This is a genomic window from Achromobacter sp. GW823-FHT04E03, assembly GCF_058796095.1.
Genome location: NZ_JBXAIJ010000002.1, coordinates 1701776 through 1717315 on the forward strand (window position 1 = coordinate 1701776; position 15540 = coordinate 1717315).

The 15540-nt window shown below is 67.0% G+C and carries 14 protein-coding genes; 4 read left to right on the forward strand and 10 right to left on the reverse strand.

Features of this window, described 5'->3' with window-relative positions; translation table 11 throughout:
• The first annotated feature begins 31 nt into the window (after positions 1-31).
• From ogt to AC1RHV_RS19140, 4 genes are all read left to right on the forward strand, one after another.
• Positions 32-580, forward strand: coding sequence for a methylated-DNA--[protein]-cysteine S-methyltransferase (gene ogt / locus AC1RHV_RS19125; protein ID WP_492301689.1), 549 nt, complete (start codon positions 32-34; stop codon positions 578-580).
• A 73-nt stretch (positions 581-653) separates the two neighbouring features.
• Positions 654-1619 carry a DUF3829 domain-containing protein gene (locus AC1RHV_RS19130; protein ID WP_054451631.1) on the forward strand — a complete coding sequence of 322 codons (966 nt, stop codon included), beginning with the start codon at positions 654-656 and terminating at the stop codon, positions 1617-1619.
• Between the two features lie 201 nt (positions 1620-1820).
• Entirely contained in the window at positions 1821-2906 is a 1086-nt protein-coding gene (locus AC1RHV_RS19135; protein ID WP_054451630.1) for a tartrate dehydrogenase, read from the forward strand.
• Positions 2907-3003: 97 nt separating this feature from the next.
• Positions 3004-3984: a Bug family tripartite tricarboxylate transporter substrate binding protein gene (locus tag AC1RHV_RS19140; protein ID WP_119451784.1), complete on the forward strand. Its 981-nt coding sequence runs from the start codon at positions 3004-3006 to the stop codon at positions 3982-3984.
• Positions 3985-3997: 13 nt separating this feature from the next.
• Here the strand turns inward: AC1RHV_RS19140 and AC1RHV_RS19145 are convergent, their stop codons facing one another.
• The 10 genes from AC1RHV_RS19145 to urtA all read right to left on the reverse strand — a co-directional run bounded on the left by AC1RHV_RS19145 (position 3998) and on the right by urtA (position 15183).
• Positions 3998-4603 carry a phosphatase PAP2 family protein gene (locus AC1RHV_RS19145; RefSeq protein WP_492301692.1) on the reverse strand — a complete coding sequence of 202 codons (606 nt, stop codon included), beginning with the start codon at positions 4601-4603 and terminating at the stop codon, positions 3998-4000.
• 91 nt (positions 4604-4694) lie between these two features.
• A complete protein-coding gene (gene arsC, locus AC1RHV_RS19150) occupies positions 4695-5123 on the reverse strand; it encodes an arsenate reductase (glutaredoxin) (RefSeq protein ID WP_054451627.1) in 429 nt (142 codons plus the stop codon).
• Positions 5124-5188: 65 nt separating this feature from the next.
• Positions 5189-6718 carry a PepSY domain-containing protein gene (locus AC1RHV_RS19155; RefSeq protein WP_492301694.1) on the reverse strand — a complete coding sequence of 510 codons (1530 nt, stop codon included), beginning with the start codon at positions 6716-6718 and terminating at the stop codon, positions 5189-5191.
• 23 nt (positions 6719-6741) lie between these two features.
• Complete coding sequence (locus AC1RHV_RS19160) at positions 6742-8943, reverse strand: TonB-dependent receptor (RefSeq protein ID WP_492301696.1); 2202 nt, start codon at positions 8941-8943, stop codon at positions 6742-6744.
• A gap of 185 nt (positions 8944-9128) precedes the next feature.
• The gene (locus AC1RHV_RS19165; RefSeq protein WP_119449222.1) at positions 9129-9542 is read right to left on the reverse strand and encodes a DUF2946 domain-containing protein; all 414 of its coding nucleotides are present in this window, start codon (positions 9540-9542) and stop codon (positions 9129-9131) included.
• A 75-nt stretch (positions 9543-9617) separates the two neighbouring features.
• On the reverse strand, positions 9618-10316 hold the full coding sequence (gene urtE, locus AC1RHV_RS19170) for an urea ABC transporter ATP-binding subunit UrtE (protein ID WP_175212488.1): 699 nt from the start codon (positions 10314-10316) through the stop codon (positions 9618-9620).
• Between the two features lies 1 nt (position 10317).
• On the reverse strand, positions 10318-11157 hold the full coding sequence (gene urtD, locus AC1RHV_RS19175) for an urea ABC transporter ATP-binding protein UrtD (protein WP_054451622.1): 840 nt from the start codon (positions 11155-11157) through the stop codon (positions 10318-10320).
• On the reverse strand, positions 11154-12281 hold the full coding sequence (gene urtC / locus AC1RHV_RS19180; protein WP_175164444.1) for an urea ABC transporter permease subunit UrtC: 1128 nt from the start codon (positions 12279-12281) through the stop codon (positions 11154-11156). Before urtC ends, urtD begins: the two co-directional genes overlap by 4 nt.
• On the reverse strand, positions 12278-13909 hold the full coding sequence (urtB, locus tag AC1RHV_RS19185; protein WP_054451620.1) for an urea ABC transporter permease subunit UrtB: 1632 nt from the start codon (positions 13907-13909) through the stop codon (positions 12278-12280). Before urtB ends, urtC begins: the two co-directional genes overlap by 4 nt.
• Before the next feature lie 20 nt (positions 13910-13929).
• Complete coding sequence (gene urtA, locus AC1RHV_RS19190) at positions 13930-15183, reverse strand: urea ABC transporter substrate-binding protein (protein WP_054451619.1); 1254 nt, start codon at positions 15181-15183, stop codon at positions 13930-13932.
• Positions 15184-15540 lie beyond the last annotated feature (357 nt).

Below are 15540 nucleotides of genomic sequence, written 5' to 3' on the forward strand. Positions count from 1 at the left end.
GTTTGCGTCGATCATCGCAGGAGGCCATTCCATGCCAGCCCGTACCCAGACATTTCTGCTTGAACGCGTACCCACGCCCATCGGCCTGATGCTGGTCCTGAGCGACGAGCAGCGGCGCCTGCGGGCGGTCGACTGGGAAGACTACGAAGCGCGCATGCATCTGTTGCTGCGCAGGCAGTACCGCCATCAGAACGTGGCGCTGCGCGATGCGGCCCAGGCCTCGCCCGCGCGGCGCGCGCTGCTGGATTACTTCGACGGCGACGTGCGCGCCATCGACGCGCTGGATGTGGCCACGGGCGGCACGGACTTCCAGCGGGAAGTGTGGCGGGCGTTGCGCGAAGTGTCGGGCGGCCAGTCGATCAGCTATGGCGCGCTGGCGCATCGCATTGCGCGTCCCGCAGCCGTGCGAGCGGTGGGCGCGGCCAATGGGGCGAATCCCATAGGCATCGTCGTGCCTTGCCACCGCATCGTGGGCGCTGACGCCGCCCTGACCGGTTACGGCGGCGGACTGCACCGCAAGCGCTGGCTGCTGGATCACGAGCAGAGATGGCTTGAAAATTCTTGTGACAGCGTTGAATAGATTTGTAGCTTGTTAAGCATCTGATGGGCATATCATGCGTCCCCTTCAGAGCAACCCGCAACAGGAAACAAAGATGTTTATGCCGCGCCCCTTGCGCATGTCCGCAGTTCTGGCCGTCACGCTGGCGCTCGCCGCGTGCGGCGACGATAGCGCCAAGAAGGAAGCGAAAGCGCCCGAGGCGGCCACCGCCCAGGCCGAGATCACCAAGTACAACCAGTACGTCGACACCGCCAACAGCATTTCCACGACTTTCGAGCAGGCGCTGGAACGCTACGAGGCCTATGCCGTCCCGGCGCTGAAGGAAGGCAAGCCGCTCAAGGATTTTGTCATCAGCAATGATTCGACGATCCAGCGCACCAAGGAGAAGCTCGACCGCGCGCTGGCGATGACGACGCCCATCGCCGAGATCGACGGGCCGGCCAAGGAATTCTCGGATGCGTTGGGCAAGCTGGCGCCGCTGAGCCACGAACTGCAGAACTATGCCGCAGCCAAGACCTTCCTGTCCGACAACGGCGCGCTGGCGCGCGAGAAGAGTCCGGCCTATGTCGCGGCGCTGACCGAAGTCGTGAAGGCGGAGAACGGCTTCTACCGCGGCATCTCCATCAAGGACACGGCCAACACCAAGGAAGCCTTCGAGAAAGCCAAGAAGGACACGGTCGCCTACTACCGCGCCGGCATGGTCTATTACGGCAAGGCCACGATGGACAAGGCCTCGGGCGTATTTGAGGGCAAGGGCCTGGGCGCCGACCAGGACGCGTTCAAGCAGGAGCTGGACAAGATGAACGAAATGGCGCTGGGCTTCGACAAGAAGACGCGTGAAGCCGACGCCAAGGGCTGCTCCGGCATGATGATGAACGTCAACGGCTTCCTGGCCTCCGGCCGCAAGATCCTGGAACACACCAACAATGGCCGCTACAAGGAAGACGCCGCGCGCACCGGCGCGTTCAAGATGATGCGTCCCACCATCGAAGACGACGCCAACAGCCTGCGCCAGAACTTCAACAACCTGATCTCCGACCTGAACATCGGCCGCTGCTGATCGCAGCGCGCCCGCGGCTGGTTCATGGCCGCAACCTGACACAGCGCCCCATGCGGGCGCTGTTTTTTCATGTGCGTCCGCTTTCTCCGTCTGCCACCTTCAACTCCAGGTAAAAGATGTTGTGAATTCCACGGCGCCCGCAGGCCGCGGGCCTCAGTACAGTGCCGACAGCATCTCACCAGCAAGGAGCCCAGTCGGCACATGAAGACCTATCGCATCGCAACCATCCCCGGCGACGGCATCGGCAAGGAAGTAATACCCGCCGGACAGCGCATCATGCAGGAACTGGCCCGGGACGGCGGCCTGAGTTTCGAGTTCGAGGATTTCGACTGGGGCGGCGACTACTACCGCAAGCACGGCGTGATGATGCCGGCCGACGGCCTGGATGCGCTGCGCGGCAAGGACGCCATCCTGTTCGGTTCTGCCGGTGATCCGCACATTCCCGACCACATCACCCTGTGGGGCTTGCGGCTGAAGATCTGCCAGGGCTTCGACCAGTACGCCAACGTGCGTCCGACGCGCATCCTGCCCGGCATCGACGCGCCGCTCAAGCGCTGTGCGCCGGGACAGCTGGATTGGGTCATCGTGCGCGAGAACTCCGAAGGCGAATACTCCGGCGTGGGCGGCCGGGTCCACCAGGGCCATCCGCTGGAAGCCGCGACCGACGTGTCCATCATGACCCGCGCGGGCGTCGAACGCATTCTGCGCTTCGCCTTCAAGCTGGCGCAATCCCGTCCGCGCAAGTTGCTGACGGTAGTCACCAAGTCCAATGCGCAGCGCCACGCCATGGTCATGTGGGATGAGATCGCCATGGAGGTGAGCCGCGAGTTTCCGGACGTGACCTGGGACAAGGAACTGGTCGACGCGGCCACCGCCCGCATGGTGAACCGCCCCGCCTCGCTGGACACCATCGTCGCCACCAACCTGCACGCCGACATCCTGAGCGACCTGGCGGCGGCGCTGGCCGGCAGCCTGGGTATCGCGCCCACCGGCAACATCGACCCGGAACGCCGCTATCCCTCCATGTTCGAACCCATCCACGGATCGGCTTTCGACATCATGGGCAAGGGCCTGGCGAACCCGGTCGGCACCTTCTGGTCCGTGGTCATGCTGCTGGAGCACCTGGGCGAAACGCAGGCCGCCGCGCGGCTGATGCAGGCGATCGAAAGCGTGACTGCCGATCCTTCTCTGCACACGGGCGACCTGGGCGGAACCGCCACCACGGAGCAAGTCACGGCGGCCGTGTGCGCGAAGCTGGCGGCTGCGGACAGGGCCAAGGCCGCATAGGCGAAGCAAACCCGAAGCGGGATCGGGGCGCAAGACCCCAGGCCCGCTGCGGGATCCACGAGAACAAGCGAATTCCATTCGTACCGAGGAGACAAGCATGCACAAGAGAACGAACCCTGCGCGCATCCTGGCGCTGGCCTGCCTGGCGGGCCTGTCCTTCGCCGGCGGCGCGCAGGCGCAGGGCTATCCGGCCCGGCCCGTGAACCTGGTCGTGCCGTTTCCGGCCGGCGGCACCACCGACGTGCTGGCGCGCGCGCTGGGCCAGGAGCTGGCCAAGAGCCTGGGCCAGCCGGTGGTGGTGGAGAACAAGCCAGGCGCGGGCTCGACCCTGGGCGCGGACTACGTGGCCAAGGCCGCGCCCGACGGCTACACGCTGCTGATGGGCGCCGTGCACCACACCATTGCGACCAGCGTCTACAAGAGCCTGCATTACGACTTCCAGAAGGATTTCGCGCCGGTGACCACGGTGGCCTTGGTGCCCAACGTGCTGGTGGTCAATCCCAAGCTGCCGGCGCAGGACGTGAAGTCCTTGCTGAAACTGGCGCAAGGCCAGCCGGGCAAGCTGACCTATGGCTCGAACGGCATGGGCACGGGGCAACACCTGATTGGCGCGCAGTTCGAAAAGGAAGGGCATGTGCAGTTGCTGCACGTGCCCTACAAGGGCAGCGGGCCGCTCACCACTGACCTGCTGGGCGGCCAGATCGACATGTCCTTCGACACGGTGACGCCGGTGCTGGCACACATCCAGAGCGGCAAGCTGCGCGCGCTGGCTGTCACCACCAATCAGCGTTCGGCCGCGTTGCCCGATGTGCCGACCATGGAGGAGGCCGGTCTGAAGCCCTTCAACATGGGGACCTGGTTTGGCGTGCTGGCGCCGGCGGCCACGCCTGCGGACGTGGTCGGGCGCCTGAATGCCGAGATGGTCAAGATCATCCGTTCGCCCGACTTCTCGCGGCGGATGGCCGAGATCGGCGCTGTGCCTATCGGCGATACGCCAGCCGAGATGAAGGCGCGCATCGGCACGGATACCGAGAACTACGCCAAGCTGGTCAAGGACGCCAAGGTCGCGATCAACTGAGCGCGGCGTTCGTTCAGGCGCGGATCCAGCCGCGTGCGATCGGCAGGGCCAGGACCTTGCGGTACAGCCCCTGCGTCAGGCCCGTTAGCGGTTCGCCGCAGCGGCGCCACGCCATTGCGGTCAGCGCGGCGGCCACCGGCGCCAGCAGGAGTCCGCCCAGGATGTCCAGGGGGAAATGCACGCCCAGGTAGACGCGGGAAGCGCCCACCAGCACGGCCGCGGCCAGCGCCAGCCAGCCCCAGCCGGCCCAGCGCCGGTCATAGATCAGCGCGAACGCCAGCGTGGCGATGATGATGGTGTGGTTGCTGGGAAACGACGACGTCGCCTTGTGCGGGAAGAAGGCGTGTCCCAGGCCGATGACGAAGGGCCGCGCATGCGGCCACAGCGCGCCGCACAGGTAGCTTGCGAACAGCGCCACGGCGATGCTGGCCAGCGCCTTCAGCGCGACCTCGCGCTGCGGCCGGCCGCCCCACAGCCACAGGGCGGCCAACACGACCGGCACCAGCAGGATCAGCCGGTTCGCCACCAGCATGGCGGCGTGGATCTGCCAAACCGGAGTGGCCGGGTCGGCGTTGATCGAGAGAAAAAGGGACTGATTGAGGCTTTCAAGGGGATTCATGACTTGTCATCGCGGCGTAATGAAACGATTGCCGCGATGGTAATGATCCCAGCCGTCAGTCCGCTTACAAAAGGCCGCGGACTGCGTCCTTTTACTTCTGGATGCGTTTGCCCTGCGCGTCGATCACGGCTTCGCCGTCTTCCTTGGCGAAGGCGCCTTGCTGCGGGGCGGGCAGGATGTCCAGCACCAGTTCCGACGGGCGGCACAGGCGCGCGCCCAGCGGCGTAGCGACAAAGGGGCGGTTCAGCAGGATGGGGTGCTGCTCGATCGCGTCCAGCAGCGCGTCGTCCGAGAGGGAAGCGTCGTCCAGGCCCAGTTCCAGGTAAGGCGTGCCTTTCTCGCGCAGGGCCTCGCGCACGCTGACGCCGGCCTTCTTGAAGAGTGCCTTCAAGGTGGCGCGCGAGGGCGGCGTTTCCAGGTACAGCACGACCTCCGGTTCGATGCCGGCGTTGCGGATCATGGCCAGGGTGTTGCGCGAGGTGCCGCACTTGGGGTTGTGATAGATGGTTACGTCGGACATGGAAGCTCCTCTTTCCGGTAGATCGTCATGCAAGGCTGTGAGCATAGTGCATCCGCGCCGGCGCTTCAGGCCCGCAGCTTCTTGCCCAGCCGCCGCCAGCCTATCACCGCGCCGGTCAGGCTGAGCGCCGCGCCGCCCAGGCTCAGGAACACCAGGAGGGCGTCCCATAGCGGACGGCGCGACAAGAGGCCGGTCCAGTCCCAGCTATGCAGAAAGGCAAACAGCCAGCGGCTGGTGCGCGAACCGCTGTCCTGCCGGCTCACGATCTGTCCCGTGCGCGGGTCCAGATAGACCCAGGTCGCCTGCGGATCGTCATAGGTCAGCCGCCATATGGGTAGCGGCTTCTCGACATGGCCAAGCATCGCGTGCTCGTCGCGGGCGTAGTAATAGAAGTCATAGGCCTGCAGCGTTTCGGCGCTGGCGAGCCGGGCGCCGGGGACCAGCCGGGCGGCGGCGGCGCGCAGGGCCGCCGGGTCGAACGTGTAGGGCTGCGCGTTGCCGGCCGACAGCACCAGCGGGGCGCCTGCGGCGCTGCGCGCCAGCACCACGTCCTGGCCGTCGGCGCGGGCCCAGCGCAATTCGCGCGGGGCGGCGGGCAGGGCTGCGATCAGTTCCCGGGGCGTGGCCAGCGTGTTCCCCGGCGCGCCGGCATAGGCTCCCTGGGCCAAGGGCGGCGCTCCGCTGCTGAACAGCTTCCACGGATTCATCGACATCAGTCCGCTGAAGATCCAGGTGATGGTGATGGCCGCGAACAGCAGGCCGCTCAGGTGGTGCCAGCGCATCATGTTTTCGCGGTAGGGCGAACGGCTGCCGCTGGCATAGGGCCGCGAAAAGCGCCAGCGCAGGATGCCGACCACCGTGCCCGTCACGGCCAGCAGCACGCCTGCGACCGACAGCCACACCACGATGTCGTGCCACCAACCGTCCAACGCATTGCCGCGGAACGGATACAGCCAGTGGATCCAGGCGCCCGCGTAGTTCCAGACGCGTTCGGCGCGGGTGGCGTCCAGCACCACCATGCCCGTGGCGGACGAGATGTAGAGCCGCGTATGCGCGGGATCGTCCAGGTCCACCCGGTGCAGCGGCCGGTCGGGGCCGAGCGCGCGTGAATGGGTGTAGGCGTCTTCGTCCACGGTACCCAGGTAGCGGGCGGCATACTGGCCTGCCGACCAGGCACGGGCCGTGGCCAGCGCGGTCGCGGCATCGGCCGGGGGCAACAGAGCGCCGCTGGCGGCGTCCACCATCCTTGGCGCGCGGCGCGCCTCGCCGGGAATCACGTAGACCGGCGCGCCGCCGCGGGCGGCGGCCAGCGCCATGCCGGCGGCGTCCTTGGCTCCCGCCGCCGCCAGCGCCTGCGCGGGTGTGACACTGATCGCCCCGGAATCCAGCGCGGGCAAGTGCGTCAGGCGTTCCTGCGGCGTGAGCTTGGGATAGCCCACGTACATCATCACCACGCCGGAGATGAACCACATGGCGAAGAACAGGCACAGCACGATGCCCGCCCAGCGATGGATCAGGTACAGCCAGCGCTTGGCGCGCGCCGGCAGCGGCGGCCCGGCGCGATGGCGGGCGGAGGAGGGTAGCGTCGTGTTCATGGCGGTCTGTCCTGGCGCGCCGCTCAGAAGCGGGCCTGCAAGGTGAGCTCGAACGAGCGGGGCGCGCCCAGGTAGTACATGGTCGGCGTTGCGTTCGCGGCATAGACCTTGTCGGTCAGGTTGCGCACGCGCGCCGTCACGCTGAGGTTGCGGTTGATCCGGTGCGACAGCGCCGCGTCGAACACGGTGTAGGACGGCGTCCAGACGCTGTTGGCGGCGTCCGCGTACATGCGGCCCACGTAGCGCGCGGCCATGCTGGCGGTCCAGTCGGGCAGGAAGGCATAGTCCAGCCAGACGTTGGCCAGGCGGCGCGGAGTGTTGGTGGGCACGTTGCCGTTGCGCGAGACCGCCACGCCGCCCACGGACTGCGAGAAGTCGTCGTACTTGGGATCGACGAAGGCGACATTGCCCTGCAGGGATAGCTGGGAGGTCAGCTGCAGGCCGCCGGCAAGCTCGATGCCGCGCGCCGATTGCGCGCCCACGGGCACGCTGACGCCGGGATTGTTGGGGTCCGAGGTCGCCATGTTCTTGCGCTTGATCTCATAGAGCGCCACGGTGGCTGAACCGCGGCCGTCCCAGAAGTTGAACTTGCCGCCCACCTCGGCCTGCCTGCCGGTGGTGAGCTTGTCATTGTTCAGCACGTCGGCGAACGAGGCGGTGGCCAGGATGCCCGAGGGAGGATCGGCCGCGGTGGCGTACTGCGCGTACAGCGAGGCCTCCGGACTCAGCTCCCAGTTCACGCCCAGCCGTCCGGTCAGCGGCGAGTAGCTGCGCTGCGCGCTGGCGGGCGAGGCGGCGGTGACGGCGCGGCGATTGGTCAGGTCCATGTCGATGAAGTCCTTGCGCAATGCCGACACGATGGCCACGCCCGGCAGCACCGTGGTGCGGTTCTCCATCGTCAGCGCCAGCGTGCGGATGCGGTTGTCGCGGTCGGCGACGTGGCCGCGCTTCATGCCGGGGATGTCGTAGAAATCGCCGGCCGAAAAGTCGTAGGGATCCACTGCGTCGACCTGGCCGGGCAGGCTGGTCGGATAGCGCGTGATCTTGTTCTGGCTGACGTCCACGCCGAAGGACCAGTCGCTGGGCAGGCCGGCCAGGGTGGAGCGGTACAGGCCCTCGACGCGGTTGCCTATCAAGCTTTGTTCGTGCCGTTGCAACAGCGCTCCGGAACGCAGCACCAGGCTGTTGCCCGCGTTCAGGCGGTAGTTCTCCAGGTTGCGGTAATCGCGCTCGGCGCGATAGTAGTAGAGCGTGTTCTTGAAGGTCAGATTGGAGCCGGCGCGCCATTCGGTCAGGGACCGCGCCCACAGCACCGACTGCTCGTACAGGCCGTCGTTGACGTTGTAGTTCTTGAAGCGCGTGCCATCCAGGATGCGGCCCGTGCCTTGCACCACGCCGTTGGCGTCGGTTTTCAGCGGCGTGCCCCAGTAGGGCCGGTCCACCTGTTCGCGCTGGTACTCAAAGGCAAAGGTCTGGGTCACGTCGGCGCCCAGGTCGGACAGTAGCGAGGCGGCCACCTGGCTGGCGCGGGAATGGTTGCCGTCGACCCAGCCGTGGCTGGAGCCGGTGTTGGCATCGATGCGCAGATAGTGGCCGCGGCCGCCGGGCTCGCCCGCCAGTTGCTGGTTCAGCCCAGCTGACAGTTGGCGGCTGTCGAACGAACCCACGCGCAGCTGGCCGTCGTAGAAGGTGTCGCGTTCGGGCAGCTTGGTGACGTAGTTGATGGCGCCGCCGACCGCGCCCGCGCCGAACAGGAAGGTGGAGGGACCGCCGATCGCTTCGACCCGGTCGTAGATCCAGCTATCCACCGGCCGCGCCGCGATCGAGTCGTACTGCACGGAAATGCCGTTAAACAGTTGCGAGACCTGGCCGCCGGAGAATCCGCGGTAGCTGACCGCGCCCGCGTTGCCTGGGGGCGAGGCGTTGTCCACGCCGGGGATGCCGCGGGCGATCTCCTGCGTATTCAAGGATCCGCGCGCCTCGATCTGTTCGCGCGAGATCACGGTGACGCTGGCTGGCGTTTCACGCAGGGTCAGGCCCAGGCGGCTGCCCGTGCTGTCGCGCACGTTCAGGTCGATGGGGCCGTTGGGCGCGGGCTCTTCGGAGGCGGCGCCGTGCACGGTGGTGGGCGCCAGGGTGGGCACGGCGGGTTCCGTGGTCAGGGCCTGGGCGGAGCCGCTGGCGAGCGCGCCCAGCAGCAGGGTGTAGGTCGTGGTCTTCTTCATGTCTGGAACCGGTGGTCCGGCCCGCGCGCTCGGCGGCCCTCGCAAAGCGGGCGGGGCTGGCCGGGACGCATGAGCCTGAATGACGGCACGCATCCGGGCGCGCAGGGAGGCGCGGACGGAACGTGGCGGCGGGATAACAGCGGTGGACGCAAACCGGCCGCCGTCAGGCGGCGGGGCGCGCCGGCTCAGACCGCGGGCGGTGCGCGCGGCTGGGCCGCGCTCCAGGCATGAAGAGGATGGGCCGCGAGAAAGAACAGCGGCGGATACGTGATGGCGCGGCCGAGAGGGGCTGGCACGACGGGAACGGGCGCGGGCAGAATGCCCACGTCAGCGTTGGGGTTGCGGCAAAGCGGGCAATGATGGCTGTCGCCGTGATCGTCCGCCTGGGTGCCGTCATTGCTGCCGCCCGGCACCTCCAGGGTCAGGGATGCTTGCCCCGCGCCTTCGCTGGTGCAGAAGTCGACGCTGATGCGATGGGCGTTGTGGCTGGCCGGAGACAGGCTCAGTGCATGCGCCAGCGACGGCGCCAACGACGCCCACAGGATCGCGACGAGCGCGATCCACACGGCGGGGCGGGTCAGGTAGGCAGCGGAGCACATGGCGCCCGATTATATCGGAGCAGATGGGGCTGCCGTCCAGCGTTTGCCAGGAATAATCGAGGTCCGGCGCAGACCCTAAACCGACAGATGCCGCCGCACATCCTCGCCGTCGATGGCGTCGCGGTCGCCGCGCGCCACCACGACGCCGCGCGACAGCACCACGAACTGATCCGCCAGTTCGCGAGCGAAGTCGAAGTACTGTTCGCACAGCAGGATGGCGATGTCGCCGCGCTGGCGCAGCATGTGGATGACTCGGGCGATGTCCTTGATGATGGACGGCTGTATGCCTTCGGTGGGCTCGTCCAGGATGATGAGCTTGGGCTCGGCCACCAGAGCGCGGGCGATGGCCAGCTGTTGCTGCTGTCCGCCGGACAGGTCGCCGCCGCGGCGCGACAGCATGGTCCGCAGCACGGGGAACAGCTCGTACACCTCTTCCTTGATGCGGCGCGCGCGCGCCGCCGGCTTGGTCGCCATGCCCATCAGGATGTTCTCTTCCACCGTCAAGCGGGCGAAGATGTCACGGCCCTGGGGTACATAGGCCATGCCGCGCGCCGCGCGCTGGTGCGGCGCCAGGCGCGTGACGTCCGCGCCGTCGAAGGCGATGTCGCCGCGCGTCACCGGCAGCACGCCCATCACGCATTTGAGCAATGTGGTCTTGCCCACGCCATTGCGTCCCAAGAGCGCCAGGCATTCGCCCTGGCGCACGGACAGCGACACGCCGCGCAGCGTATGGCTGCCGCCGTAGTATTGGTCGATCGTGTTCACGTCCAGCATCTCAGCGCCCCAGATAGACTTCGATGACCCGCGGATCGGCCTGCACCTTGCTCATCGGCCCTTCGGCCAGCACCGAGCCTTCGTGCAGCACCGTGACCTTGCCGTCGCCCGCGATCTGATTGACGAAATCCATGTCGTGCTCCACCACCATCAGCGAATGGCGTCCGCGCAATTCGTTGAGCAGCTCGCCGGTGCGTTCGGTCTCGGCATCGGTCATGCCCGCCACCGGCTCGTCCAGCAGCAACAATTGCGGCTCCTGCATCAGCAGCATGCCGATCTCCAGCCACTGCTTCTGGCCGTGCGACAGCAGCCCCGCGGGCAACGCCGCTTCGGGCCGCAACCGGATCAGGTCCAGCGTCTCGCCGATCTTGTCGGCCTGTTCGCCGCTCAATCGCGCGAACAGCGTGGGCCGCACGCGCTTGTCGGTCTTCATCGCCAGCTCCAGGTTTTCGAACACGCTGTGCTGCTCGAACACCGTGGGCCGCTGGAACTTGCGGCCGATGCCGGCATGCGCGATCTGCGCTTCGTTCAGCGTGGTGAGGTCTATGCTCTGGCCGAAGTAGGCCGTGCCCGAAGTGGGCCGGGTCTTGCCGGTGATGACGTCCATCATGGTGGTCTTGCCAGCGCCGTTGGGGCCGATGATGCAGCGCAGTTCGCCCACGCCTATGTCCAGCGTCAGGTCGTTCAAGGCCTTGAAGCCGTCGAAGCTGACCGTGATGCCTTCCAGGTAAAGGATGGCGCCGTGGCTGGTGTCCAGGCCCTTGGGGCTGACGCGGCCGTAGCCGGCATCGCCGCTGGGGCCGCCGTCGAGCGCGGCGGATTCGATGTGCGTGCTGCTCATGCCTTGTTCCCCTGGATGCGGGCGCAGATGCGGCGCGCCAGGCCGACGATGCCGGTGGGCAGGAACAGCGTCACCAGCACGAAGATCAAGCCCAGCGCGTACAGCCAGAATTCCGGCAGCACGCTGGTGAACCAGGTCTTCAGGCCGTTGACGGCGCCCGCGCCGATGATGGGGCCGACCAGCGTGCCGCGTCCGCCGGTGGCGACCCAGATCACCATTTCAATCGAGGTCTCTGTGGACATCTCGCTGGGGTTGATGATGCCGACCTGCGGCACGTAGAGCGCGCCAGCGATGCCGCAGAGCACCGCGGACAGGGTCCAGACGAAGAGCTTGAAGCCCAGCGGGTCGTAGCCGATGAAGCGCAGGCGGCTCTCGGCATCGCGCACGGCGGTGAGCACGCGGCCCAGTTTGCTCTGCGTGACCGCGCGCGCAAGGACCAGCGCGCCTGCCAGCGCGGCCAGCGTGATCCAGTACAGCGCGGCGCGCGTGCCGGGCGCGGTGATGTCGAAACCCAGGATGCGCTTGAAGTCGGTGAAACCGTTGTTGCCGCCGAAGCCCGTGTCGTTGCGGAAAAAGAGCAGCATCGCGGCGAAGGTCAGCGCCTGCGTGATGATGGAAAAGTACACGCCCTTGATGCGCGAGCGGAAGGCGAAGTAGCCGAACACGAAGGCCAGCACGCCCGGCACCAGCACGACCAGCAGCATGGCGTACCAGAAGTGCTCGGTAAAGGACCAGTACCAGGGGTAGCTCTTCCAGTCCAGGAACACCATGAAGTCGGGCAGGTCGCTCTGGTAGACGCCGTCGCGGCCGATGGCGCGCATCAGGTACATGCCGTGCGCATAGCCGCCCAGCGCGAAGAACAGGCCATGGCCCAAGGACAGGATGCCGGCATAGCCCCACACCAGGTCCAGCGCCAGCGCCGCCATGGCGTAGCACATGAACTTGCCCAGCAGCGCCACGGCATAGGCCGACACATGCAGCGCATGGCCGGGAGGGAAAGCGAGATTCAGCAAGGGAAGCAGCGCCAGGAGCGCCACTGCCGCGGCCAGGGCCGCCCACACCCGCCCCGAGTACAGCGGGCGGCGGGTCAGCAGATTCAGGTCAGTCAGCGCGTTCTGTTTCATTCGACGCTCCGGCCGCGAGGGGCGAACAGGCCTTGCGGCCGCTTTTGGACGAACAGCACGATGAGCGCCAGGATGGTGATCTTGGCCATGACGGCTCCGGCATAGGGCTCCAGGAATTTGTTGACGCCGCCCAGGCCCAGCGCGGCGATGACGGTGCCGGCGAGCTGGCCCACGCCGCCCAGCACCACCACCATGAACGAATCGACGATGTAGCCGCGGCCCAGGTCCGGCCCCACGTTGCCCAGCTGCGACAGCGCCACCCCAGCCAGCCCGGCGATGCCGGAGCCCAGGCCGAAGGCCAGCATGTCGACGCGGCCGGTGGGCACGCCCACGCAGTCGGCCATGCGGCGGTTCTGCGTGATGGCGCGCACGAACAGGCCCAGGCGGGTATGGTTCAGCAGCGCCCAGACCAGGAACACCACGAAGAAGGCGAAGCCGATGATGACCAGGCGGTTGTAGCTCAGCACCAGTCCGCCCAGTACCGTGACGCCGCCAGACATCCAGCCGGGATTGCTCACCTCCACGTTCTGCGCGCCGAACAGCGTGCGCACGCCCTGCATCAGGATCAGGCTGATGCCCCAGGTGGCCAGCAGCGTTTCCAGCGGCCGGCCATAGAGCCAGCGTATGACGGTGCGTTCCAGCGCCATGCCGACCAGCGCCGTCACGGCGAAGGCCAGCGGCAACGCGGCCAGCACATACCAGTCCAGCCAGCCCGGCAGCCAGGCGCGGAACGCCGTCTGCACTACGTAGGTCACATAGGCGCCTATCATCAGCAGTTCGCCATGCGCCATGTTGATGACGCCCATCAGGCCGAAGGTGATGGCCAGGCCCAGCGCCGCCAGCAGCAGCACGCTGCCCAGGCTGATGCCGTAGAACAGGTTGCCGGCCCATTCGATGGTGGCCAGGTGGCGGTCGATCTGCTTGAGCGCGTGGCCCGCGGCCTCACGCACGCCGGCGTCGGGTTCCGCATAGGCGCCGTCGCGCTCCTCGGCCAGCGCGGCCAGGGTGGGACGGAATGCGGCGTTGCGGGTGGCGCCCAGCACCTCGACCGCATGGCGCCGCTTGACGGGATCGCCGCTTTTCAATTCCAGGTTGGCCTGCGCGATCAGCAGCGCGTCGCGCACGGCTTCGTTCTTTTCGGACGCCAATGCCTTTTCCAGCATGGGCAGGCGCGCCGGGTCTCCGGTCTGCTGCAGACGGCGCGCCGCAGCCAGGCGCTCGGCGGGCTGCTCGGAGTACAGGCGCGAACCCGCCAGCGCCGCCTCGATGGCGCGCCGCAGGCGGTTATTGATACCGATGGCGCCTGCGCCTGGGGGCAGCTCGGCGGCGGCGCCCGTCGCCGCATCGATGGCGCGCGCACCGCCGTTGCCGATCAGCACGCGGCCGTCATCGGCGGCGTAGAGCCGGTCCTCGCCCAGCGCCTGCAGCACCGCTGCCGCCTCGGGTTCGGGGAGCTGGCCCAGCGCGGCAATCGCCTGGAGCCGGGCGTCCGTGTCGTCGCCGGCCAGCGGCGCAAGCAAGGCCGGGTCCACGCCGCTTGCCGCCGCCGGGGCGGCCGCGAGCGGCAGGGACACCAGCCATGCCAGCAGGAAACGACGCAAGTAGAGTGCGATTGCCGCGATGCGCATGGCTGCTTGTTCCCGGTGCGTTAGAGACCTTGCTTGCCTTCGTTGCCCGGGATGTACGGGCTCCAGGGCTGGGCGCGGATCGGACCCTTGCTCTTCCACACCACGCTGAACTGGCCATCCGCCTTGATTTCGCCGATGTAGACCGGCTTGTGCAGGTGGTGGTTGGTCTTGTCCATCTCGATGGTGTAGCCGTCGGGCGCGTTGAATTTCTGGCCGCCCATGGCTGCGATCACCTTGTCCACGTCAGTGGTCTTGGCCTGCTCCACCGCCTGCTTCCACATATGGATGCCGATGTAGGTGGCTTCCATCGGGTCGTTGGTCACCACCGTATTCGCGTTGGGCAGGTTCTTGGCCTTGGCATAGGCCTTCCATTTCTGGATGAAGGCGTCGTTCACCGGGTTCTTGACCGACTGGAAGTAGTTCCACGCGGCCAGGTGGCCCACCAGCGGCTTGGTATCCACGCCGCGCAATTCCTCTTCGCCCACCGAGAACGCCACCACCGGCACGTCGGTGGCCTTCAGGCCGGCATTGCCCAGCTCCTTGTAGAAGGGCACGTTGGAGTCGCCATTGATGGTGGAGATGACGGCTGTCTTGCCGCCCGTGGCGAACTTCTTGATGTTGGCGACGATGGTCTGGTAGTCGGAATGGCCGAAAGGCGTGTAGACCTCGTCGATGTCGCTGTCCTTGACGCCCTTGGAATGCAGGAAGGCGCGCAGGATCTTGTTGGTGGTGCGCGGGTAGACGTAGTCGGTGCCCAGCAGCACGAAGCGCTTGGCGCCGCCGCCGTCTTCGCTCATCAGGTATTCGACGGCGGGTATGGCCTGCTGGTTGGGCGCTGCGCCGGTGTAGAACACGTTCTTCTCGAGCTCCTCGCCCTCGTATTGCACGGGGTAGAAGAGCAGGCCGTTGAGCTCCTTGAACACCGGCAGCACGGACTTGCGCGACACCGAGGTCCAGCAGCCGAAGACAACCGCCACCTTGTCCTGGGACAGCAGCTGGCGCGACTTCTCGGCAAACAGCGGCCAGTTCGACGCCGGGTCCACCACCACGGCTTCGAGCTTCTTGCCCATCACGCCGCCATTGGCGTTGATCTCGTCGATGGTCATCAGGGCCACGTCCTTGAGCGACGTTTCCGAGATCGCCATCGTGCCCGACAGCGAATGCAGGATGCCGACCTTGATGGTGTCCTCGGCGGCGAGTACCTGCGGCATCCATCCGGACATGGCCAACAGGCTCACGGCGGTCAGTTGCTTAAGGGCTAGTCTGCGTTTCATGGTGACTCCTGATTGGAATGTGCCGGCCGTGCCGGCGAGAACGATCTGAAAACACACGACAACGAGGACCTAAAAGCAAAAGGCATGCCAACCGCGCGGGCACTTGCAGTCCGCTATATGAAAGGGGGTAGACGAAGGGCGCGCCACGGATGGCGGCGCGCCAGGCGGCACGGGCCGATCTGGTGCCGCGTGCACAACATGGGTGCGCGCGCCGCCCGCTGGCGGTGCGCGCATGTGGCGCCGCGGCGATGGCTTCGTGCCGCAGGCGGCCCCTTGCCGCAGGGAATCGGGGCAGGCGCGGGGCGGCGTCCGACATGGCACGCCGATTGCTTGGGAATCCGTACTTGTATACAAGAA

Excerpts from the sequence above, each read along its gene's own strand:
- ogt (WP_492301689.1), top strand. The coding sequence starts at position 32 with ATGCCAGCCCGTACCCAGACATTTCTGCTTGAACGCGTACCCACGCCC.
- AC1RHV_RS19130 (WP_054451631.1), top strand. The coding sequence starts at position 654 with ATGTTTATGCCGCGCCCCTTGCGCATGTCCGCAGTTCTGGCCGTCACG.
- AC1RHV_RS19135 (WP_054451630.1), top strand. The coding sequence starts at position 1,821 with ATGAAGACCTATCGCATCGCAACCATCCCCGGCGACGGCATCGGCAAG.
- AC1RHV_RS19140 (WP_119451784.1), top strand. The coding sequence starts at position 3,004 with ATGCACAAGAGAACGAACCCTGCGCGCATCCTGGCGCTGGCCTGCCTG.
- AC1RHV_RS19145 (WP_492301692.1), bottom strand. The coding sequence starts at position 4,603 with ATGAATCCCCTTGAAAGCCTCAATCAGTCCCTTTTTCTCTCGATCAAC.
- arsC (WP_054451627.1), bottom strand. The coding sequence starts at position 5,123 with ATGTCCGACGTAACCATCTATCACAACCCCAAGTGCGGCACCTCGCGC.
- AC1RHV_RS19155 (WP_492301694.1), bottom strand. The coding sequence starts at position 6,718 with ATGAACACGACGCTACCCTCCTCCGCCCGCCATCGCGCCGGGCCGCCG.
- AC1RHV_RS19160 (WP_492301696.1), bottom strand. The coding sequence starts at position 8,943 with ATGAAGAAGACCACGACCTACACCCTGCTGCTGGGCGCGCTCGCCAGC.
- AC1RHV_RS19165 (WP_119449222.1), bottom strand. The coding sequence starts at position 9,542 with ATGTGCTCCGCTGCCTACCTGACCCGCCCCGCCGTGTGGATCGCGCTC.
- urtE (WP_175212488.1), bottom strand. The coding sequence starts at position 10,316 with ATGCTGGACGTGAACACGATCGACCAATACTACGGCGGCAGCCATACG.
- urtD (WP_054451622.1), bottom strand. The coding sequence starts at position 11,157 with ATGAGCAGCACGCACATCGAATCCGCCGCGCTCGACGGCGGCCCCAGC.
- urtC (WP_175164444.1), bottom strand. The coding sequence starts at position 12,281 with ATGAAACAGAACGCGCTGACTGACCTGAATCTGCTGACCCGCCGCCCG.
- urtB (WP_054451620.1), bottom strand. The coding sequence starts at position 13,909 with ATGCGCATCGCGGCAATCGCACTCTACTTGCGTCGTTTCCTGCTGGCA.
- urtA (WP_054451619.1), bottom strand. The coding sequence starts at position 15,183 with ATGAAACGCAGACTAGCCCTTAAGCAACTGACCGCCGTGAGCCTGTTG.